Source organism: Sanguibacter antarcticus (assembly GCF_002564005.1).
Taxonomy (GTDB): Bacteria; Actinomycetota; Actinomycetes; order Actinomycetales; family Cellulomonadaceae; genus Sanguibacter; species Sanguibacter antarcticus.
The window spans coordinates 2,083,798-2,104,581 of record NZ_PDJG01000001.1; the positions used below are offsets into that span (position 1 = coordinate 2,083,798).

At 68.8% G+C, this 20,784-nt stretch carries 19 protein-coding genes and 1 tRNA gene; 9 read left to right on the forward strand and 11 right to left on the reverse strand.

What is annotated here, in order from left to right; genetic code table 11:
* Window positions 1–233: 233 nt before the first annotated feature.
* The 9 genes from ATL42_RS09530 to ATL42_RS09570 all read right to left on the reverse strand — a co-directional run bounded on the left by ATL42_RS09530 (window position 234) and on the right by ATL42_RS09570 (window position 8,972).
* Complete coding sequence (locus ATL42_RS09530; protein ID WP_143556730.1) at window positions 234–2,876, reverse strand: CHAT domain-containing protein; 2,643 nt, start codon at window positions 2,874–2,876, stop codon at window positions 234–236.
* Window positions 2,877–2,965: 89 nt separating this feature from the next.
* Window positions 2,966–4,777 (reverse strand): S8 family peptidase, encoded by a 1,812-nt coding sequence (locus ATL42_RS09535; RefSeq protein WP_098455136.1) that lies wholly within the window; start codon window positions 4,775–4,777, stop codon window positions 2,966–2,968.
* Between the two features lie 75 nt (window positions 4,778–4,852).
* On the reverse strand, window positions 4,853–5,347 hold the full coding sequence (locus ATL42_RS09540) for a hypothetical protein (protein ID WP_098455137.1): 495 nt from the start codon (window positions 5,345–5,347) through the stop codon (window positions 4,853–4,855).
* Entirely contained in the window at window positions 5,344–5,973 is a 630-nt protein-coding gene (locus ATL42_RS09545; RefSeq protein WP_245862381.1) for an RNA polymerase sigma factor, read from the reverse strand. Before ATL42_RS09545 ends, ATL42_RS09540 begins: the two co-directional genes overlap by 4 nt.
* Window positions 5,974–6,242: 269 nt before the next feature.
* Window positions 6,243–6,959, reverse strand: coding sequence for a 50S ribosomal protein L1 (gene rplA / locus ATL42_RS09550; protein WP_098455138.1), 717 nt, complete (start codon window positions 6,957–6,959; stop codon window positions 6,243–6,245).
* Between the two features lie 104 nt (window positions 6,960–7,063).
* Window positions 7,064–7,495: a 50S ribosomal protein L11 gene (gene rplK / locus ATL42_RS09555; protein WP_098455139.1), complete on the reverse strand. Its 432-nt coding sequence runs from the start codon at window positions 7,493–7,495 to the stop codon at window positions 7,064–7,066.
* Between the two features lie 66 nt (window positions 7,496–7,561).
* The gene (nusG, locus tag ATL42_RS09560) at window positions 7,562–8,365 is read right to left on the reverse strand and encodes a transcription termination/antitermination protein NusG (RefSeq protein ID WP_098455140.1); all 804 of its coding nucleotides are present in this window, start codon (window positions 8,363–8,365) and stop codon (window positions 7,562–7,564) included.
* Window positions 8,366–8,515: 150 nt separating this feature from the next.
* Window positions 8,516–8,797, reverse strand: a complete 282-nt coding sequence (gene secE, locus ATL42_RS09565) for a preprotein translocase subunit SecE (RefSeq protein ID WP_098455141.1) — start codon at window positions 8,795–8,797, stop codon at window positions 8,516–8,518.
* Between the two features lie 102 nt (window positions 8,798–8,899).
* Window positions 8,900–8,972, reverse strand: a tRNA-Trp gene (locus tag ATL42_RS09570).
* Between the two features lie 166 nt (window positions 8,973–9,138).
* Here ATL42_RS09570 and ATL42_RS09575 point away from each other — a divergent pair.
* Entirely contained in the window at window positions 9,139–10,080 is a 942-nt protein-coding gene (locus ATL42_RS09575) for an ABC transporter ATP-binding protein (protein WP_098455142.1), read from the forward strand.
* Window positions 10,077–10,910: an ABC transporter permease gene (locus ATL42_RS09580; RefSeq protein ID WP_098455143.1), complete on the forward strand. Its 834-nt coding sequence runs from the start codon at window positions 10,077–10,079 to the stop codon at window positions 10,908–10,910. Before ATL42_RS09575 ends, ATL42_RS09580 begins: the two co-directional genes overlap by 4 nt.
* Window positions 10,911–10,956: 46 nt before the next feature.
* On the opposite strand, the gene ATL42_RS09585 is transcribed toward ATL42_RS09580, so the two are convergent.
* Window positions 10,957–11,460 carry a flavodoxin domain-containing protein gene (locus ATL42_RS09585; RefSeq protein ID WP_098455144.1) on the reverse strand — a complete coding sequence of 168 codons (504 nt, stop codon included), beginning with the start codon at window positions 11,458–11,460 and terminating at the stop codon, window positions 10,957–10,959.
* 106 nt (window positions 11,461–11,566) lie between these two features.
* Here ATL42_RS09585 and ATL42_RS09590 point away from each other — a divergent pair, with 106 nt between their 5' ends.
* The 6 genes from ATL42_RS09590 (at window position 11,567) to ATL42_RS09610 (ending at window position 18,851) form a co-directional block, all read left to right on the forward strand.
* Entirely contained in the window at window positions 11,567–12,634 is a 1,068-nt protein-coding gene (locus tag ATL42_RS09590) for an adenosine deaminase (RefSeq protein WP_169925376.1), read from the forward strand.
* Window positions 12,635–12,775: 141 nt separating this feature from the next.
* Window positions 12,776–13,006: a hypothetical protein gene (locus ATL42_RS16415; RefSeq protein ID WP_169925377.1), complete on the forward strand. Its 231-nt coding sequence runs from the start codon at window positions 12,776–12,778 to the stop codon at window positions 13,004–13,006.
* Entirely contained in the window at window positions 13,003–15,981 is a 2,979-nt protein-coding gene (locus ATL42_RS16855) for a helix-turn-helix transcriptional regulator (RefSeq protein ID WP_169925378.1), read from the forward strand. Before ATL42_RS16415 ends, ATL42_RS16855 begins: the two co-directional genes overlap by 4 nt.
* A complete protein-coding gene (locus ATL42_RS09600) occupies window positions 15,974–16,726 on the forward strand; it encodes a uracil-DNA glycosylase (RefSeq protein WP_098455146.1) in 753 nt (250 codons plus the stop codon). The genes ATL42_RS16855 and ATL42_RS09600 overlap by 8 nt, the downstream gene beginning before the upstream one ends.
* A 157-nt stretch (window positions 16,727–16,883) precedes the next feature.
* Window positions 16,884–18,074, forward strand: a complete 1,191-nt coding sequence (locus ATL42_RS09605; RefSeq protein ID WP_245862383.1) for a TerC family protein — start codon at window positions 16,884–16,886, stop codon at window positions 18,072–18,074.
* A gap of 123 nt (window positions 18,075–18,197) precedes the next feature.
* Window positions 18,198–18,851 carry an NADPH-dependent F420 reductase gene (locus ATL42_RS09610; protein WP_245862386.1) on the forward strand — a complete coding sequence of 218 codons (654 nt, stop codon included), beginning with the start codon at window positions 18,198–18,200 and terminating at the stop codon, window positions 18,849–18,851.
* A 33-nt stretch (window positions 18,852–18,884) separates the two neighbouring features.
* On the opposite strand, the gene ATL42_RS09615 is transcribed toward ATL42_RS09610, so the two are convergent.
* Window positions 18,885–19,751: an MYG1 family protein gene (locus tag ATL42_RS09615; RefSeq protein ID WP_098455148.1), complete on the reverse strand. Its 867-nt coding sequence runs from the start codon at window positions 19,749–19,751 to the stop codon at window positions 18,885–18,887.
* Between the two features lie 78 nt (window positions 19,752–19,829).
* Here ATL42_RS09615 and ATL42_RS09620 point away from each other — a divergent pair, with 78 nt between their 5' ends.
* Window positions 19,830–20,750 carry an AEC family transporter gene (locus ATL42_RS09620; RefSeq protein ID WP_098456482.1) on the forward strand — a complete coding sequence of 307 codons (921 nt, stop codon included), beginning with the start codon at window positions 19,830–19,832 and terminating at the stop codon, window positions 20,748–20,750.
* The last annotated feature ends 34 nt before the right edge of the window (window positions 20,751–20,784 follow it).

Below are 20,784 nucleotides of genomic sequence, written 5' to 3' on the forward strand. Positions count from 1 at the left end.
GCTCCCGTACCGACAAACAAAAAGAGCCCCGCGCAGGCGCGGGGCTCACATGGCACGGTCGTCTCCGACCTGCTCTGCTTGCTCTCACCTGCGCTGGTCTCCGCTCCCTGGCGGAACTTCGATTGGACGGTCCGTCTCCGGGCACGACCAACGACCTGCGGTCTTGGGTACCCCAACATGCTACGGCACGAGAACCGCTCTACCAAACCGGGCACCACGCCTGGCCCAGGTCTTCACGTCAGGGTGGACGTGAAGCACACGAACGGGATCGGCTCGTCAGCATGAGCACCGACCACAGCCAACGCTCGCGCCGGGCTCGCCCCAGCACCGACGAGCGCGTGGAAGCGCGGCATGAGCGAACGCGCGAGCGCGTCCCCCACCGGCTCGACCGACGCGATGACGACCCCGACCCCCAAGCGCAAGAGCACGCTCGCAAAACCGAGAGTCTGCCCGCCCAGAGACGGGGTCGCCTGGCCCACGTCGCACGACGAGAGAACGACGAGAGAGGGCGCCAGCCGCAACCCGTCCAGCTCGTAGGCGAACAGCGGGCCGTCGGCCAGCCGCACCGACGAGAACAAGGGATTCTCCACGACATGGGTCCCGTGCGTGGCCAGATGCACGACATCGCTCTCGCGCAAGGCCGCGGCGACCGCTGCACAGGTCGCCGCGTCGCCCGAGAGCGCCTGCCCACCAGGCCACAGCGCGGCGACAGCCTCTGCCTCCGCCCGGCCCTGCGACAGACCAGGTCCCGCGATGGATGAGACCCGTCGCTCACCAAGACCAGCCGCCCCCGAGCCACGCGATCCCTCCGCCCGGCTCACGTGCGGCGACACCGACGTCACTGCACCACGACGCGACGGGAACGCCCCCCACGGGAGAGTGATCACCTGGCCAGGGCCCACCACGTGGACTTCTGCTCCCTGAGGAACGTCGGCGAGCATCCGCTCGTCGAACCACGCGGCCCCCACGTCGAACGAACGCCGTGCCGCATCGCGCAGCGCCAGCGGGACGAGCGGGTTGCTCAGCAGCCGAAGATCACCGTGGAGGCGCCGCGTCCGTTCCTCGAGGTCAGGGAGGTCGACGACGGACCGTAGACGCTCCCCTGCTGTGTCGACCGTCACGAGGAGAAGCACCCCGCGGTGCACGACGAACTCCAAGACCACCAGGTTCGGGCGTCGCTGGACCACCTGCCGGATCCCCTGCACGGACAACGGTCGAAGCGGCCGCCCACCAGCGCCCTCCTGCCACTCGTGCTGCCGGATCGCCTCTCGCAGACGCGTCGCCTGCGCCTGCAGCTCCACCGTCTCACCGACGGTCGCCGTCGACGAGAGCAGCCTCGACCGCTCCACGACCTGCCGCAGCTCGGACGTCAACCGGGCGGTGACCTCGTCGCGAGCCGGCCGTACCCGGGCGGGGCCACCGAACGTGGCGCGTCCACGCTCTACCGCATCGATCACACCATCGAGGTCTCCTGCATCGAGAGCGGCCTCGACATCCATCTCGACGAGACGGACCCCGTGCACCGCGCTAGCGGTCACCGCCTCGACAGAGCCCAGCTGCGCTCGGTGCGCCGCCAGCATGCGCTGGCCTGCGAGCACCCTGCCCCGGCCCGCTGCCCGGTCGCCCGACGCGAAAGCGATCCGCGCACGGACGATCGCTACCTGCAGCCCGCGGGCGAGCGGCCCGCGCACGGTGTCTGCCCGCAGGTCGACGACGAGGTCGACTGCCCGGTCGAGATCGCCGCACACGGCGTATGCCTCGGCCGCGACGAGCCGTGCACCGCTCGCGACGTCTGCACCTCCTGCGCCTCCGAGCGAACCGGCCAGGGCCGCTAGGTTCTCAGCACGCTTCGCCAGCACCACGAGCCGACCGGGGTCGCCTCGCTGACCCGCCGTCACCTCAGCCAAGAGCGCCCGGCAGACCTCGAGATCCGCGCGGCACCTCCACAGCGCGTTCTTCCGACGACCGAAGCGGCTGCGCGCCGAGCGGGCCCAGCGCAGCGCGTCGGCCGGCCTGTCGGCTAGCAGCGCACACCGGGCGCGTGCGAGCTCCACCTCAGCGAGGTCGTGCACCAGCCTGCGTTCCTCGAACAGTGCAGCGGCCCTCTCGAGATGAAGGTCGGCCTCGGTGAGGAGTCCTGCTTCGAGCAGCATCTGAGCACGGTCGAGGAGCCCCACCGGCTCGGTCTCGACCGCACCGTCAGCCGCCTCCAGGTGTGCGCGGGCAGCGGCCTCTGTCGTCGCCAGCGCGAGCGGCAGGTCCCCCGCCAGGAACTCGAGGTACCCGAGGTTGTGGCTCGCCTTGTAGACGAGCAGCCCGTCGCCGAGCACCCGTGCACGCGCAGCACACGACCGGAGGTCCTCGCGTGCCTGGTCGAGGTTGCCCTGGTCGAGGTTCAGCGAGCCACGATTGAGCAGCAGGATGCAGGCGTCCCGAGCTTCTGCGTGGTCGACGAGAGCGACCCCGTCGTCCAGGTGCGCGGTCGCCTCCTGCAACGCACCTGCACGCAGAGCGAGCAGGCCACGCTGGCCATGGATGGCAACGAGAACCTCGGGCGCCCGGGCTGCCCGCGCCGCATGCTCGGCCGCGCTCAGCAGCTCTGTCGTGGCGGAGCGGTCCCCGTCGAGCTCGTACCTGCTCAGCGCAGACGACAGCAGGAGGCGCGCACGCAGGTAGTGCGCCCTGCGTCCGGTGGCATCGTCAGAACCGTCGGCATCGTCCGGAGAAGAATCAAGCAGGTCGAGAGCCGACGACCAGACGTCGAGCGCCCGAGCCGGGAGGCCGCGCGCGCTCAGCGCCAGCCCTTCGTCCAGACCAGCGCCCACCGCAGCGAGCACGTCCGGGCGTCTCGAGCCGTCGGTTCGTCGAGCAGGCACGGGGCCTCCGTGGGCACGAGGGAAGAACTTCCCGAGTGTACCTACGGGCCGTGCGCCCGGACCAGGGCCCACCCGATGGTCGTGCCTGCTCAGATCGAGAGCCCGACGACCTCTGCGACAGCCTTCCGCCCACGGACCCGCAGGTCCTCCCGCAGCTCGCTGCACGAAGACGCCCCAGGCAGGAGGCCCCTCTCGAGCCCCTGCTCGAAGAGCGCGCCAGCGATCTCCCCCGCGACGAGAGGACTCGCGAACGACGTCCCGCTCCACACGATGAATCCTCCGCTGCAGCCGTCGGCGTTGATCGTCCGGCGTTCGGTCGGGTCCCACAGTCCTGGGACCGCCCGCGACGGCGTGAGTGCACCGCTAATCACGGTCGGGGCCGTGCTCACCATCGACGCACCGACACGGCACGTCGTCACCCACGGTCCGTCGTTGCTGAAGAGCGCAGTCGTCCCGTCAGGGTTGAGCGCACCGACCGCCACCATCGGAGCCAGGTCGTCTGACGTCTCGCTCGGGTCGACCAGAGCCACGGGGGACGCAAACCGGTCGACGAGCGGTGCGAAGGCCGCCGGAAAGCTGGGTTTCGTCACTCCGTCGTTCCCCGCGGACACGACGACCACCACGCCCCAGGACCGCAGCCGGCGCAGGGCACGAGCGAACGGTTCGTCGAACACCTCGTCTTCCGGGCGCTCGTGGTAGTAGCCGACCGACAGGTTGAGGACTGCGACCGGCGTGCACCCGTCCAGGCCCTCCAGGCCGAGGATGTGAAACGCCAGCAGCCGGCGCAAGGACAGCAGGAGGTCCGACTCTGCGACGACGCCGGTGCCCCCGTAGAGCCTGCACGACAAGAGACCTGCCTCGGGAGCGACCTGGCGGACGACCCCAGCGATGAACGTTCCGTGGCCCGCTACCGGGTCGAGCGGGCCGGTGAGCGGAGCGAGCGACATCCCTCCGATCTCCGAGTCCTCGACCGGGTGGGCAGGCGCACGAAACGGTCCGATCGGCTTGCCGAAGACCGTCGGGTCGCGGCGGACCACGTCCGGCCCGAGCCAGGGATGCTCTCCTGTCCCCGTGTCGAGCACAGCGACGACCGGGCGAGGCACTCCGCTCTCGGTGCAGGACATGACCTGTCCGTCCGGTTGGTCGCGGTGCGGAGCAGGCCCGACCCACGCGACCGGCTGCCGTCCTCCAGAACCTGGGCGGGAGTACTCCCACAGTCCGGACGCCGGGTGTCCCTGGGTGTAGGGGTGGCCCTGCGTGTACGGGTGACCTTGGGTGTACGGGTGCGACTGCGTGTACGGGTGGCCCTGCGTGTACGGATGCCCCTGCGTGAACGGGTGGGACTGGGTATACGGCACAGCACCGACCACGTGCTCCAGCCCGTAGACGGTCCCGGTCCCCCAGGTCGCCGGGTCGCGCGAGACAGCGCGACCCGCTGTCGTCTTCTGCACCTCTTCGTCGATCCGGACTGCTTGCAGGATGTCCCATGCCTCTGGCGGTGACTCGACCCGCCCGTCAGCAGGCACGAGGGTCACCCCGTACGCGAAGTCCTCGAGGATCTCGTCCTGGGCCTCACGTGAGAGACCCGACGACCGGAGCAACCGAGCTTCCTCGATGTCGCGCAGGTCGATCTCAATGTCGTAGCCTGCCTCTGCCGCCACCCGCGCGAGGACAGCCAGGGCAGGCTGCTCGTCGGCGGCCAGGCCTGCGACCGGCGCTGGCCCGGACACGAGGATCCGGTCCTGGACATACCACGTCGGCTGGAGCGCACGGTCCGTCCGCGTGCGGTACGCACCTGAGGGGTCGAGGAACCTCGTCCGCCACTCGAGCGGAGCGCCCGGCCCTCCCCTGTCCGCGTCGCCGTCCTTCTGCGGGTCCTGTCCGTTCGAGCTCGCACTCATGCGGTCCCCCTCGTCAGTCGTCGTGCATCATGAGCGCCACGGTCGCGCGGCTCTGCATCGGGCAGAGCCGCGGTGTCAGAGCTCGATCACCGGTGTGCTCAACGGGGCCCTGTCGCCGTCTCGGATGATGAGGCTGACCTGGCCGTGCGGTACCCGTGCGAAGACGAACCGGCCCTCGGCGTCCGTCACGGTCATGTCCTGGGCGCCCAGCCGATGGAGCTCGATCTCGCGCACCCCCGGCTCCGAGATCCATCCGTCCATGCGGATCGCACCGTCTGCTGGGCTGAGCGAGATCATCACGCTCAGATCGGCGGAGGTGAAGGTGATCGTCTGTGCCTCGACCGGTTCCTCGCTGCGCAGCGCGTGCTCGGGCACCCCGATCCGGCGGACCTCCATGGTCTCGGCATGAAGTCCTTCGAGCGTCATCACGAAGAGGACCCGATCCACGAGATCGTGTGGCACAGGGTCCACCTGGGCGACGCACGAGCTCAGCGCGGACAGGACACGCTCGTCGCCTGGATCGATGCACCCGCGAGGGTCGAAGCTGCGCCTGCCGACGTGGTCGTTCATGGGGTCCCCCAGACGTCGTCTCCCGCGAGCAGCGTCCGCAGCTTTGCCAGACACCGTCCTCGCGTGGCACCGATGCTCCCGACAGGCATGTCGAGCGCTTCAGAGATGTGCTTGTAGTCCGGACGGTCAGCGAGCGAGATGAGCTTGAGCAGCTCTTGGCACCGCTCGGGAAGGAGCGAGTACCGCTCCCAGAGAGTGCGGTCTCGTTCAGAGGTGAGCACCTGGACATCAGGCGCGGGCTCACGCTCGGCAACGTCCGGCGTCGCCCGGTCGAGATCGTCGACCAGCGCGCGACGCGCGGCCTCGGCTCGACGTTGACGCACCGACTCCCACGCGGCTCGTCGAGCCGCGACGAGGAGCCACTGGAGAACAGCATCGCTCTCGCGGATCGAGTCCATGTTGCGGACGAACGCGAGCCAGACGCCTTGGACGAGGTCCTCGGCCACCTCACGATCGACACCTTGAGACCGGATCGTGTGCCACAAGAGTGGAGTCGTCTCGCGGACGACCTCGCTCATGAGTGCAGGAAAGCCTGCTCGATAGGCGGTCAGAGCGCGCGACGCCCGCTCGGCCAGCCCTCCTCGGGCGAAGCCGGTCTCGGACGTCTCGTCAGCGATGATGCCCACCTGTCTGCACCCCCTCGGGCGCGGGTACGACCCACTGTGCGCCGATTCTAGAGCTGAGAGGTGCGATGCACCATAGGCATCCTCGATGCCGGAAGCTCCTCCGTCTCGTCATCGCGCACCTCGTCGCTGTCGTGTTCTGGAATCTCCGATACCACTCAAGAGGGACACGACGCGCCGGTGATACACCCGGTGACCATCTTCCGGGCACGCAGAAGGCCGGGCCCCTCCCAGGGACCCGGCCTTCAGTGCTGTGCGGTAGAGCTGGTCTCTCAGACCTCGTCTTCTCCGAGAAGCTTCGTCGTCTTCGACTGGTCCACGGGGATGCCCGGGCCCATCGTCGTGGCGAGCGTCGCCTTCGAGATGTAGCGGCCCTTGGAGGAGGACGGCTTCAGTCGGAGGATCTCCTCGATCGCGGCGGCGTAGTTCTCCACCAGCTGCTCCTCGGTGAAGGAGACCTTGCCGATGATGAAGTGGAGGTTCGAGTGCTTGTCCACGCGGAACTCGATCTTTCCGCCCTTGATCTCGGTGACAGCCTTCGCGACGTCCATCGTGACCGTGCCGGTCTTCGGGTTCGGCATGAGACCGCGGGGTCCGAGGACCTTTCCGAGGCGACCGACCTTGCCCATGAGGTCAGGCGTCGCGACGGCGGAGTCGAAGTCGGTGTACCCGGCTGCGACCTTCTCGATGAGCTCGTCGCCACCGACGATGTCAGCTCCGGCGGCCCGGGCCTGCTCTGCACGCTCGCCGGTTGCGAAGACGAGGACGCGAGCGGTCTTTCCGGTGCCGTGCGGCAGGTTGACGGTGCCGCGCACCATCTGGTCTGCCTTGCGGGGGTCGACACCGAGACGGAATGCGACCTCGACGGTCGCGTCCCACTTGGTGACTGAGGTCTCCTTCGCGAGGCGGACAGCCTCGAGAGGAGTGTAGAGGTTCTCGTGATCGATCTTGTCGTCCGCTGAGCGGTATGCCTTGCTGCGCGTTGCCATCTGCTGTGTTCTCCTTGGAGCAGTCGTGGTCGACGGGTCCGCGCGGACCCTGCCACTTTCCCCGAGGTCGAGCCTCGAGGATCAATAAGATGAGGCGGAGCTTCTCAGCCCTCGACCTTGATGCCCATGGAACGGGCGGTGCCTGCGATGATCTTCGACGCTGCGTCGATGTCGTTGGCGTTGAGGTCCTCAAGCTTGCTCTGTGCGATCTCGCGCACCTGAGCGCCCGAGAGGGTCGCAACCTTGACCGTGTGCGGCGTGGGCGAGCCCTTTGCCACACCAGCTGCGAGCTTGATGAGCTCTGCGGCCGGTGGTGTCTTCGTGATGAAGGTGAAGGTGCGGTCTTCATAGACCGTGATCTCCACCGGCACGACGTTTCCACGCTGCGACTCGGTCGCAGCGTTGTACGCCTTGCAGAACTCCATGATGTTGACGCCGTGCTGACCGAGCGCGGGGCCGATCGGGGGTGCCGGCGTGGCAGCGCCGGCCTTGATCTGGAGCTTGATCAGCCCAGATACCTTTTTCTTGGGAGGCATATCGGGTCCTTCGTGTTCTGACTCAGTAGTTGACGACGCCACATGACGCCGTCGTCTCGCTCAGGATCAGATCTTCGCAACCTGGCTGAACGACAGCTCGACCGGGGTCTCCCGGCCGAAGATGGACACCAGCACCTTGAGCTTCTGGCTCTCGGGGCTGATCTCGGAGATCGTGGCGGGCAGCGTGTCGAACGGCCCGTCCGTGACGGTGACCGACTCGCCGACCTGGAAGTCGACCTCGATCGCGGGACGACCGGTCGCACCCTTCGCGCCCGCTTCGACCTTCGGAGTGATCGAGGGCGACAGCATCCCGAAGACCTCAGTCTGCGTGAGCGGCACCGGCTGGTGGGTGTGACCGACGAAACCGGTCACTCCCGGCGTGTGGCGCACAGCGCCCCACGACTCGTCGGTGAGGTCCATGCGAACGAGGACGTAACCGGGGATCCGAACGCGGCGGACGATCTTCTTCTGCGCGTTCTTGATCTCGGTCACCTCTTCCATCGGAACCTCGATCTGGAAGATATAGTCCTCCATGTTGAGGCTCTGGATGCGGTTCTCGAGGTTGGCCTTCACGCGGTTCTCGTAGCCGGCGTACGAGTGGATGACGAACCAGTCGCCTGGCTTGGACTGCAGCTCGCGGCGGAACGCCTCGACCGGGTCCTCGTCCTCGTCCGGCTCGTCGTCGGTCTCCGGAGCCGCCTCGTCGGTCGGCTCAGCGACGACCACAGCATCGGCGGCGTCGACGGGAGCATCGACATCGCTGTCCACCGTGACGTCTTCGGGTGCAGCAACGTCCGCATCTGCACTCTCGGTGTCGGGCACGACGGCGTCGACGATCTCTTCCGTCGGCTCGATCGACTCCTGAGACACGGGTGAACCTGCTTTCTGATGACTACCTGAGACGAGCTCGGGCCGCTTCTGATGGACGTGCACCGGGCTGTGCTGCCTGGTAGCACCGTTCTGCTGTGCTGGACGATCGTCGCCCGTCGGGGAGTCCGGACTCCCGCAGGCGGACCGGCGCTAGCCGAACACCCAGGAGACGCCCTTGTTGATGAAGAAGTCCAGGATGAGAACAAAAGCCATGGCGACGAGGACGAACACGATGACGACCAACGTGTAGTTGAGGAACTCGGGCCGGGTCGGAGCGACGACCTTCTTGAGCTCGGCGACCACCTGGCGGACGAAGAGCGCGATCCGGGAGAAGAAGTTGGCCTTCTTCGCCGCAGGATGCTTGTCGCCCTTCTTCGCACCACTGACACCGAGGCCCTCGGCGCTGGCGGCACCAGATGCGGAATCGCTCACTGTTCGTCCCTACGTCGTGGCTCTCGTGATCGCTCGTCCTTGGCTGTTGCTCCACCTTCGGAGCTGTCCCGCCACCGACCTCTCGGTCGGGGCGACACCTAGCAGGGTAGACAGGGCTCGAACCTGCAACCTGCGGTTTTGGAGACCGCTGCGCTACCAATTGCGCCACTACCCTTCGCGACGAACGTCCGCACCGTGCCACTGACAGCTGCCCTCGCGGGCATACGACAGCATGGCGGACGTCAACCACCGAAGGGACACTCTACGCGACGGGAGTGCCACGGTCTAACTGGGCCGTCCGGCGCTTTCTCACCGACGCCCCCGCAGGCCATCCTTGGTCCATGACATCGGGACTCGCACGTACAGACGACCTCGCGGTCGCAGTCGCCGGGCTGCACAAGCGATACGGCACCCACGCTGCGGTGGACGGCCTGGACCTCGCGGTTGAGACTGGCGAGATCTTCGCCATCCTCGGCCCGAACGGTGCCGGCAAGACGACGACGGTCGAGATCCTCGAGGGCTTCCGCACAGCAGACAGCGGATCTGTGCGTGTGCTCGGGCACGACCCTGCCCAGGCCGGGCGGGCATGGCGCAGCAGGATCGGGGTCGTCATGCAGGACTCCACGGAGCAGAGCGAGCTGACCGTCTCCGAGCTCGTCCACCACTTCGCGACGTTCTACCCGCACCCGCGAGACGCTGACGAGGTGATCGACTCCGTCGGTCTCCGTGAGAAGGCAGGGAAGCGCGCGGGAACGCTGTCAGGTGGGCAGCGCCGTCGGCTCGATGTCGCGCTGGGCATCATCGGGCGCCCGGCGCTGCTGTTCCTCGACGAACCGACGACCGGTTTCGACCCGCACGCTCGACGCAGCTTCTGGGAGCTCGTCAAGGAGCTCCGCGACGACGGGACGTCGATCCTCCTCACGACCCACTACCTCGACGAGGCGGCCTACCTCGCGGACCGGGCCGCGGTCGTGAGCGCCGGACGCGTCGTCGCGCTCGGCGCACCCGACGAGCTCGGCGGCCCAGACGCTCGACGACCCGTCGTGCACTGGACACAGGACGGAGAGCCGCGGAGCGAACGTACGTCCGCCCCGACCGCCCTCGTCGCACGGCTCGCGCGCGAGGCAGCGGGCCCCGACGGTGAGGTGCCGAACCTCCGCGTGGTCCGCCCGAGCCTCGAGGACGTCTACCTCGGGCTCGTCGGACGCGAGGAGCACCCGACAGGCCCCGACGACCAGCCGCCCGTCGCCGAGCCCACCGCACGCCTGGAGACCACACGATGAGCACCACACCCCGGCTCCCCAGCGCGCTGCGGCTCGGAGCGGGCCGTGCCCGCATCGAGCTCACCACGTTCTTCCGCGAGCGCGACGCCGTGGTCTTCATCTTCGCGTACCCCGTGATCATGCTCGCGATCTTCGCTGCAGTCTTCGGCGCGGGCGGGCAGGACGGGGCAGGCGACGGTCCTGGCGGGATCTCGTTCGCCCAGTACTTCCTACCCGGGATGGTGGCCACCGGCATCATGCTCACGAGCTTCCAGTCGCTGGCGATCTCCATCGCCGTCCAGCGCGACGAGGGATCGCTCAAGCGCCTGCGCGCGACCCCGATGCCGGCGACGAGCTTCTTCCTCGGGAAGATCGGTCAGGTCCTCGTCGTCTCGGTCGTCCAGGTCGCGCTGCTCCTCGCGGTGGGTGCGCTGGTCTTCGACATCGACCTGCCGACGAGCGCGTCCGCCTGGACGACGTTCGCTTGGGTGTTCCTCCTCGGCACAGCGACGGGAACGATCTGCGGCGTCGCCTTCTCGGCGGTGCCTCGCTCCGGGAAGTCCGCGAGCGCGGTCGTCACCCCGGTCGTGCTCGTGCTGCAGTTCATCTCTGGTGTCTTCTTCGTGTTCGCCGACCTTCCCGGGTGGATGCAGCGGGTAGCCGAGGTGTTCCCGCTCAAATGGATGGCGCAGGGCATGCGCTCGGTGTTCCTCCCGGCCGAGGCGCAGGCGTGGGAGGAGTCTGGTTCGTGGCAGCACGGCGCCACGGCCGTGATCCTCGGAGCCTGGTTGGTCGTGGGGCTCGTCGTCGGTGTGCGGACCTTCCGCTGGCGCAGGCACGACGACGGGTGAGGTGCCGTCCGCCGTCGAGGCCGGTGGCCAGGTCGTGCGGTCTCTCTCAGACGGTCGGCACGGCCGCTGTGAGCGTCCGGGCGATGTTCACGGCCCACTCGGCGACCGCGTCCATGTCCCGCGCGTCTCCGTACGTGCCGCGTGCCGCCAGGATCGCGGCGCGCTCGGCCAGGCTGAGCTGGAGGACGTCGAGCTTTCCTGAGAAGTGCTGGTGCCCGCGCGGCTGGAGCCGCTCGAGGCGCGAGCTGCCGACAGGAGGAGCGCTGCCGCGGGTGCGCGGAGACTCCGAGAGCCCCGAGGAGAACAGCCAGACAGGCTTGCCCTGCACCTGCGGCCCGATGCGCTCGAGCAGGTCGCGGGCCTCCCCGATCCACTGCCCCATATAGATCGCGGACCCGACGACGACAGCGTCGTAGTGGCCCGCGTCCTCGACGTCGGCCGGCTCGATCTGGTCGCAGTCGAAACCTGCACGGTCGAGAGTCTTGGTGATCACCCCCGCGATCTCCTTCGTCGACCCGTGCTTCGAGGCGGCACTGACCAGAACTCGCATGTCGATCCCCTCGTCTGTCCAACAGGTCCACTTGACCCCTTCATCCTGTCTCGGATGCCTGTGCGGTTCGTGGGCCGGAGGTCCCGGATGCTGGCAGACTCTGCAGATGCGCGACGCGATGCTCCGTGACCTGCGAACTCTGCCCAAGGCGCACCTGCACCTGCACTTCACCGGATCGATGCGTCAGTCGACCCTCGAGGACCTCGCGCAGAACGCGGGCGTGCGGCTGCCCCCGGCGCTCCTCGACTCCGACCCGCTCCGCGTCCCCGCCGGCGCGCGAGGCTGGTTCCGGTTCCAGCGCCTCTACGACGCCGCCCGGGCGTGCGTCCGCTCCGAGGCAGACATGCGCCGCATCGTCTTCGAGGCTGCAGAAGACGACGCTGGCGAAGGCTCAGGTCGGCTGGAGATCCAGATCGACCCCACCTCGTACGCGCCGCTCGTCGGTGGGATCACCCCGGCGCTCGAGATCGTCCTCGACGCGGCCCGCCTCGCGACCGAGGCGTTCGGCACCGAGGTCGGGGTGATCGTCGCGTCGTCCCGGATGCGGCACCCGCTCGAGGCTCGCACCCTCGCGAGGCTCGCGGCTCAGCACGTTGGCGAGGGGCCGGGCACGGTCATCGGGTTCGGTCTGAGCAACGACGAGCGGCGAGGCGACACGAGCGCGTTCGCGGCGGCGTTCGCCATCGCGCGCAGAGCCGGGCTCGCGTCAGTACCGCACGGTGGCGAGCTGCTCGGACCGGCACACCTCGGCGAGGTCCTCGGGCACCTCGCTCCCGACCGTCTCGGTCACGGGGTCCGGGCCGTCGAGGACCCCGCGCTGCTCGAGCGGATCATGGCGGCAGGGGTCGCCCTCGAGGTCAATCCCGCGTCCAACGTGTCGCTCGGCGTCTACGCCCAGGACGCGCTCGTCCCGCTGCGCGCCCTCGTCGACGCCGGCGCCGTCGTCGCTCTCGGCGCCGACGACCCCCTGCTCTTCGGCTCGCGGCTCGTCGCACAGTACGAGACCGCTCGCACGGTGCACGGTTTCGACGACGCTGCGCTCGCGGACCTCGCGCGGTCGTCGATCCGCGCGAGCCGCGCATCGAGCACGACGAGAGCACGGTTGCTCACCGGGGTCGACGCCTGGTTGGCCGCACCGGCGCCTGGAGACGGCTCGGGCGACCACGGCGTCTAAGACGTCGAGGTCGGGACTAAGACGCAGGCCCTCGTCGAAGATGAGGCAAAGTCCCGATGCCCTGACCGTCCCTCCGGGACCACCATGGACGACAGCACCAGAACGGTGCAGCACTAGGTCTTCCGTGGAAACGAGCGCGTCATGCACCTGTCCGAGCACACCTCCCTCATGCTTGTCCACGAGCGGGAGTACGAGCTCGTCCGTACCGCCGAGCAGCACCGTGCGGCGCTGGCGAACCTTGCCGCCGCACCCCCTGCGCGGTCGTGGTCCGCAGCACGTGCCGGCCGCGCGACCCGCGTGCCAGCACGCCTGCTCCGAGTCCTGCACGGGTCCCGAGCTGCAACGATCCCCCGTGGCACCATGGTGGGGTGACCGCACCCACGACCAGCCCGAGGATCGTCGGCCGCGAGACAGACCTCGCAGTTCTGCGATCGCTCCTCGAAGAAGCGCTGCTCGGCTCGCCCCGAGCCGTCGTCGTGAGCGGCGAGGCCGGCATCGGCAAGACGCGGCTCATCCGCGAGCTCGCGCGCACCTCGAAGGTCCTCACGCTCACCGGCCAGTGCGTGGACCTCGGCCGGGTCGGCACCCCGTACGCGCCGCTCACGAGCATCGTGAGAAGCCTCGTCTCCGCCCTCGGTGCCGACGCGGTCCGCCGTGCCGCCGGCCCGGGCCGTGGAGCGCTCGGGATCCTCGTCCCAGAGATCGCCTCCGACGGCGAGGGCCCGTCACCGGACCTCAACCACGTCCACGAGGTGATCTCGACCCTCCTGGAGAACGTCGCCGCCCGGACCCCTCTTCTCGTCGTCGTCGAAGACCTGCAGTGGGCAGACGAGTCAACGCTCACCGTCCTGCGCTTTCTCCTGCGCGCGCTCTCGACCGGTCGCCTCATGGTGCTCCTGAGCTTCCGGAGCGACGACGTGCCCCGCGGGCACTCGTTGCGCGGGTTCCTCGCAGACCTCGAGCGCGAACGGCGGATCGTGCGCCACGAGGTCCGCAGGCTGACGCTCGACGAGGTGCGCCAGCAGGCCGCAGCGATCCTCCGGTCGACACCGACCAGCCGGGTGGTCGAGCAGGTCTACGAACGCAGCGACGGAGTCCCCTTCTTCGTCGAAGAGCTGCTCAGCCTCGAGACGACCCGCGAAGGGACCTACCTGCCGACGACGTTGCGCGAGCTCCTCCTCGCCCGGTACGAGCGGCTCAGCGAACCGACCCAGTCGTTCCTGCGTCTCATGGCCGCCGGCGGGGTCCGGGTCACCCACGACATCCTCGCGGTGGTGTTCAGCGGTGACCCAGGCGCACTGGACGACTGCGCCCGCGAAGCAGTCACCGCGAACGTGCTCGTGGTCGACGACCACTCCTATGCATTCCGCCACGCTCTCGTGGCCGAGGCCGTCAGCACCGACCTCCTCCCTGGCGAGCGCTCACGCTTCCACACCCGGTTCGCCGAAGCGCTCGAGACCGGACCCACGTCCGCAGACCACACGTCAGAGATCGCGTTCCACTGGTTGTCCGCGCACGACGTCCCGCGCGCGTTCCCCGCCACGCTCGTCGCGATGAACGCAGCCCGCGCGTCCTTCGCGTACGCCACCGCCGCCCGCATGGGCGAACGAGCGCTCGACCTGTGGGACCAGCTCCCCGACCCGGAGCAGGTCGCCGGGCTCGCCCGGCACGACCTCCTCGCCGCGACCGCCTCGGCGCTGAGCAGCGCCGGAGACGGCGAACGTTCCGTCTCGATGATCGACCTCGCGATCGCAGAGTGCCCCACAGACCCGCCCGCGCCGTACGCGGCCATGCTGCGAGACAAGGCGGGATACCTCGCCGACGTCGGCCGCCCTGGGTCGATCCCCCTGCTGGAAGAGGCTCTCGCGCTCCTCCCCGACGATCCCGGCCCGGGCGACGACGGGGTCCTCCGAGCGAAGACGCTCGCGTCGCTCGCTGCCCGCCTGATGATCGAAGGACAGCTCACCCGGGCCGTCGACATCGCCACCCACGCCCTGCACGCCTCCGAGCTCGTGGGCTCGACCCGGCACATGTCCATCGCGGTCAACCTCCGGGGCGTCTGCCGCATCACGTCCGGCGCGCTCCCCGAGGGCTTCGCCGACCTCGAACGTGCCCGGGTCCTCGCCGGCACCGATCCGAGCGCGCTGCTGCGCTACCGGGTCAACGCCTCTGACGTCGTCTACCTCACCGGTCAGCACGACGACGCCTTGCGGATCGCAACCGACGGGCTGGACCACGCCCGTGCGCTCGGGGTCGAGCGGACGTCCGGGGTGATCCTCACCTCGAACGCCGTCGACCCTCTCCTCGCGCTGGGGCAGTGGGACCGGGCCGAAGCCCTTGTCGACAAGGTGCTCGCCCTCGACGCGCCCCGCGCCTTCACCCTGTACCTGCGGCGGTCGAAGATCTGGCTCGCGCTGTGGCGGGGTGACGTCGGCGCGTCCTACGACATGTACCGCACCTTCCGCGGGGCGATGACAACAGTCTCCGAGGTCGAGATCCAGACCCGCCTCGGCGTGATGCAGGTCGCCGGCGAGATGTTTCTCGCTCGCGACGACCTCCCGTCTGCGTGGGCACACGTCAACGAGCCGGCCCTCGAGGACAGGTCCCCCACGCCCGGCTACGACCTGCCGCTCCTGGCGCTCGCCGCCCGGGTCGTCGCGCGCGTGCGAGCCAGCGGCACCGCAGATCCCGGCCGTCCAGCAACGCCCGGTGGCCCCGCAGGCGTGCCGTGGGCACCCAGCGACCTCGATGCGCACGAGGAGAGGTTGCGGCGACGCCTCGCCGAGATGGCGACCTGGCCCACGTACGCCATGTGGACGGCGCTGCTCGACGCCGAGCTCGGCGGACCGGGCGGGACCGGGAACGATCCCGACGCCTGGGACGAGGCCATCCGCAGGCTCGACGCGCCGGAGGGCCACGCACACCTCAGGGCGTACGCCCGGGTGCGCCTCGGTGAGGCGCACCTTGCGGCCGGTGCACCCCAGCGAGCGCTCGGAGCGCTGCGCTCGGCGGTGGAGCTCGCCACCCGCACCGGAGCGGGTCTCGTCACCGCCTGGGCCGTGCAGGTCGCCGGCGGTGCAGGCCTAGAGCTCGTCGAACGGAGCCCGACCTCCCGCGTCGCGACCCACGAGCTCGAGGTGCTCACCCCACGCGAACGACAGGTCCTCGGCCTCCTCGGGCAGGGGCTGAGCAACCGACAGATCGGCGAGCGTCTCTTCATCACCGCCAAGACGGCCTCGGTCCACGTCTCCGCGATCCTCCGCAAGCTCGGCGCGTCCTCACGCACCGAGGCCGCCTACCTGGCCCGCAGTCTTCCCGCCGGTCGGTCGGAGACCATGGATGCCTGACGAGGGCGCCCCGCCCACAGACTGGCCCCTGCGCGCACGGACCGCTGCATCGCTCGGCGCGCTGGACTCGCTCGTCGTCGCGTGTGCTGCGTGCCCACGCCTCGTCGCGTGGCGCGAAGAGGTCGGGGAGGTACGTCGGTCGTCGTACCGGGACGAGACCTACTGGGCCCGACCGGTCCCGAGCTTTGGCGACGAGCGGGCACGCATCCTCGTCGTCGGTCTCGCGCCCGCAGCGCACGGCGGCAACCGCACCGGCCGCATGTTCACCGGCGACCGCAGCGGCGACTTTCTCTTCGCTGCCATGCACCGCGCCGGCCTCGCCTCCCAGCCCACGTCGACCGACCGGTCAGACGGGCTCACGCTGCACGACGTCCGCGTCACCGCGCCCGTCCGCTGCGCACCACCCGACAACAGACCCACGCCTGACGAGCGGCGACGCTGCTCGCCCTTCCTCGAGCGCGAGCTCGAGCTCCTCGCCCCGACCGTGCGGGTCGCCGTCGTCCTCGGTGGGTTCGGGTGGCAGGCGCTCCTCGCCACGCTCGCAGACCAAGGATGGCTCGTCCCCCGTCCCCGGCCACGGTTCGCCCACGAGGCCGAGGTCCGGCTCGAGCACCCGTCCGGCCGTGTGCTCCATGTGCTCGGGTGCTTCCACGTGAGCCAGCAGAACACCTTCACCGGGCGACTCACGCCCCAGATGTTCGACGCCGTGCTCGAACGATCCATCGACCTCGCGACCGACCGCTAGACGCAGAGCGCTCGGCGCGCGGGGGTCTCGCCACGCGAGGGTCTCGTGCGACCGCAGCAGAACTCGCAGGAGATCCTGGGAACCACCTGGCACGGACGGACGTTGACACGGCAGGACGACCACCAGGCCGTTAGAACACCACACGATGGAGGCGCACGTGACCGAGGTATCCGGGGCAGTCTGGAGCTTGACGATCCTGGGGATCCTCGGCTTGCTGGCCTTCGACTTCTTCTTCCACGTCCGCAAGGCCCACACCCCCACCCTGCGCGAGGCCGCCGTCTGGTCGAGCATCTACGTCGGGCTGGCGATCGTGTTCGGCGTCGGTGTGTTCGCCTTCGGCGGCAGCACGATGGGCTCGGAGTACTTCGCCGGCTACATCACCGAGAAGGCGCTGTCGGTCGACAACCTCTTCGTCTTCCTCATCATCATGGCGAGCTTCAAGGTGCCCCGCGACGACCAGCAGAAGGTGCTGCTCTTCGGGATCGTCTTCGCGCTCATCGCCAGGACCGCGTTCATCTTCGCCGGCGCGGCCATCATCAACCGCTTCTCCGCCGTGTTCTACCTGTTCGGGATCATCCTGCTCGTCACCGCAGGCAACATGCTCAAGCCTGAGGGAGAAGACGAGCACTCCGCCGACAACTTCATCATCCGGCTCGCCAAGAAGGTCTTCCACACGTCCGACCACTACGACGGCGACAAGATGTTCACCGTCGTCAACGGCAAGCGTGCCCTCACGCCCATGCTGCTCGTCATGGTCGCGATCGGCGGCACCGACATCCTCTTCGCGCTCGACTCGATCCCCGCGATCTTCGGGCTCACGCAGAACGTCTACATCGTGTTCACCGCGACGGCCTTCTCGCTCATGGGCCTGCGCCAGCTCTTCTTCCTCATCGACGGGCTCCTCGACCGCCTCATCTACCTCTCGTACGGTCTCGCGACGATCCTCGCGTTCATCGGCGTCAAGCTCGTGCTGCACGCTCTCCACGAGAACAACCTCCCGTTCATCAACGGCGGAGAGCACGTGCCCGTCGTCGAGATCAGCACCGGCCTGTCCCTGAGCGTGATCCTCGGGGTGCTCGTCATCACGGTGATCTTCTCGCTCGTGAGCCCACGCGGAAAGGTCCAGACCGCGATCTCCGGCGCCCGCCACCACGCGACGAACTACGTCGACCTCGAGTACACCGCCGACTCCGCCGAGCGCGAGCGCGTCTACGCGAAGCTCCTCGAGGAGGAACGCCAGCTCACGCAGGCCGACCCGAAGTTCCGACAGATGATCGACGAGGAGCTCGACCTCGCACCCCTCATCGAGCGTGCACACCGCGAGCACGAGGCGTTCCTCGCACGATGACGACCGGCGGGGCGTCCACACGTCGTGGGCGCCCCGCCTGCTCAGGACCGGTCGGCTGACCTGGATGCGGCGGTGCCGCCGGGCAGCGGGAACACGCACGGTCCTCCGCCTGTTGCACGTCGCATGACCACCTCAGGAATCACCACGATCGGCCTCATCGGCGCAGGACACATCGGCTCACAGGTCGCGCGCGCAGCGATCGCTCACGGATACCGCGTGGTCGTGTCGAACTCGCGAGGCCCCGAGACGCTCACCGACCTCATCACCGAGCTCGGTGACGCAGCCCGGGCAGGCACCCCGCAGGAAGCTGCGACGGACGGCGACCTCGTCGTCGTGACCGTCCCGCTCCACGCCTACCAGCAGGTGCCCGTGGAGCCCCTCGTGGGCAAGACCGTCATCGACACCAACAACTACTACCCGCAGCGTGACGGGCAGATCAGCGCGATCGACAACGGCACCGCGACGTCAGCCAGCCTCCTGCAGGACCACCTGCCGGGCGCGCACGTCGTCAAGGCGTTCAACCACATCCCGTCGGCCGACATCATCGACCAGGCGCGCCCAGCCGGGGCGCCCGACCGACGCGCGCTCGTCATCGCCGGAGACACGTCCGGACCCAAGTCCACCGTGACGGCGCTCCTCGACGAGCTCGGGTTCGACGTCGTCGACGCAGGTGCCCTCTCAGAGAGCTGGCGCATCGAGCCCGGAACGCCCGGCTACGGTCCGCACCGGACGGTCGCGCAGATGATCGACGACCTCGCGGCCGCACGCAGGGCCTGACGCCCTCCGAGGCCCGCGAGGTCCTCTCGATCCTCAGGCGTCGAGAGCGAGCGCGAGGAGCGCGAGAGCGCCCTCGCGGGTCGTGGCCGCGCCGATGAACCCGGCCTTGTGGCAGAAGACCGAGTCCTCGACCCCCGTGACGGCAGCGAGCGCCTCGCCGTTGAGCCCGCGCCAGGCCTCGGGCAGCGCCTTGCGCGAACCGAACTGCGAGCTCTCGGGGCGGACCGTCTGGAGGGTCCAGCTGCCCGTCGCACCAGGAAAGACCGTGAAGAGCAACGACGACTGCTTCGTGGCGATCCCGCCGTGCGGGATGAACTTGTCGAGGACGACATAGCGCTTGTCCGGGCTCGCCTTGAACGCCTCGACAAACTCACGCTCCGCAGCGAGCGACGTCTCGTACTTCGCCTTGAGACGGAAGAGCACCCGCGTCGCCAGCTCGACAGCCACGAAGAACTGGACGTCGAACTCCTCGTCGTCGCCGAGCGGGTTGAACAGCCCGAGAAGCTCGGAGACGTCGAGCGGCGCGGCCTTGAAGTCGGTGAGCGTGTACAGGTCCTGACCGTTGTCCACCGCATCGATGCCGACGACGAGCCGCGAGTCGATCTTCTGCCAGACAGCCTCGTCTCCGCCGCAGAACTCCTTGCCGAAGTGCTGCCACAAGAGACCGAAAGCCGAGTACAGGACGCCGTTGGCACGAGCCCCTGAGCTCAGCTGGTGGTGATCGAACCGGAGCGTCGCGGGGTCATACACCGCGCCGACGTCGAGGACGAGGTCCGCAGAGGCCAGGACCTCTGGGTCTCGCGTGCGCACGACCTCCGCGTCGGGGTAGATCTGCTTGAGGAGGGCGACGCCGAAGACGTCGTCCGCATGGAACTTGCCGTTGTGGGTAGCGATGATCACCCCAGAACCATACGTGCCTGACGTCTCGCCCCAGAGGTTCCCGCCGCGGTCGCCCGCTCGATGGGGCACGATGTGGACGTGACAGGCGTCCTCATCGGTTTCACCATCATCGCGACGATCATCGTCGTCGGGTATGCCATCGGGCGCATCGACCTGCTCGGTCCGCACGCCCAGCCAGTCATCGCTCGTCTCGTCTTCTTCGTCCTGTCCCCGTGCCTGCTGTTCACGGTTCTCTCGGACGCCACCGTCGACCAGCTGTTCTCGCCGCTGCTCGTCGTCTCCCTGCTCGCTGCGCTCGCCTCGTTCGTCGTGTTCGGTGTCGTCTCCGTCGCCGTGTGGCGCCGTCCCCTGCCTGAGGCGATCATCGGATCGCTGGCTTCGGGGTATGTGAACGCCAACAACATCGGGCTCCCGGTCGCGGTGTATGTGCTCGGCGACCCGGCGTACGTGGCGCCCGTCCTCCTGCTCCAGCTGCTGCTCTTCGCGCCGCTCGCGCTCGCCGTGCTCGACGTGAAGACGGGAGGCCGAGCGTCGCTCGGCCAGGTGCTGTCGCAGCCGTTCCGGAACCCGATCATCATCGGGTCGGCTCTCGGGCTCGTTCTCACGCTGACGAACGTCGAGCTGCCGGACGCTGCGATGGAGCCCTTCCGGATCATCGGCGGTGCCGCCGTGCCGTTGATGCTCCTCAGCTACGGCATGTCGCTCAGCGGGCAGAAGATCTTGCAGCCGGGGTCAGGGCGGCGCGACGTGCTGCTGGCCTCCGGCCTCAAGCTGGCGGTCATGCCGGCGGTCGCTGCGCTCGTGGGGCATCTCGTGTTCAGCCTGGATCATCAGCAGCTCTTCGCTGTCGTGGCGCTCGCCGCGCTACCGTCCGCTCAGAACGTCTTCAACTATGCCCAGCGGTATGGGCGTGGCGTGATCCTCGCGCGCGACACCATCCTCATCACGACGGTCGGGTCGCTGCCGGTCCTCATGGTCGTGGCGGCTGTGCTGCACTGACCGGAGCCGCCGTGCGGTCGCTGTCAGGCGACCC

What these genes read in the sequence shown, in the direction of transcription:
- ATL42_RS09535 (WP_098455136.1), bottom strand. Translation starts at nt 4,777, where the DNA reads ATGAGTGCGAGCTCGAACGGACAGGACCCGCAGAAGGACGGCGACGCG.
- ATL42_RS09540 (WP_098455137.1), bottom strand. Translation starts at nt 5,347, where the DNA reads ATGAACGACCACGTCGGCAGGCGCAGCTTCGACCCTCGCGGGTGCATC.
- rplA (WP_098455138.1), bottom strand. Translation starts at nt 6,959, where the DNA reads ATGGCAACGCGCAGCAAGGCATACCGCTCAGCGGACGACAAGATCGAT.
- rplK (WP_098455139.1), bottom strand. Translation starts at nt 7,495, where the DNA reads ATGCCTCCCAAGAAAAAGGTATCTGGGCTGATCAAGCTCCAGATCAAG.
- ATL42_RS09575 (WP_098455142.1), top strand. Translation starts at nt 9,139, where the DNA reads ATGACATCGGGACTCGCACGTACAGACGACCTCGCGGTCGCAGTCGCC.
- ATL42_RS09580 (WP_098455143.1), top strand. Translation starts at nt 10,077, where the DNA reads ATGAGCACCACACCCCGGCTCCCCAGCGCGCTGCGGCTCGGAGCGGGC.
- ATL42_RS09585 (WP_098455144.1), bottom strand. Translation starts at nt 11,460, where the DNA reads ATGCGAGTTCTGGTCAGTGCCGCCTCGAAGCACGGGTCGACGAAGGAG.
- ATL42_RS09590 (WP_169925376.1), top strand. Translation starts at nt 11,567, where the DNA reads ATGCGCGACGCGATGCTCCGTGACCTGCGAACTCTGCCCAAGGCGCAC.
- ATL42_RS16415 (WP_169925377.1), top strand. Translation starts at nt 12,776, where the DNA reads ATGCACCTGTCCGAGCACACCTCCCTCATGCTTGTCCACGAGCGGGAG.
- ATL42_RS09600 (WP_098455146.1), top strand. Translation starts at nt 15,974, where the DNA reads ATGCCTGACGAGGGCGCCCCGCCCACAGACTGGCCCCTGCGCGCACGG.
- ATL42_RS09610 (WP_245862386.1), top strand. Translation starts at nt 18,198, where the DNA reads ATGACCACCTCAGGAATCACCACGATCGGCCTCATCGGCGCAGGACAC.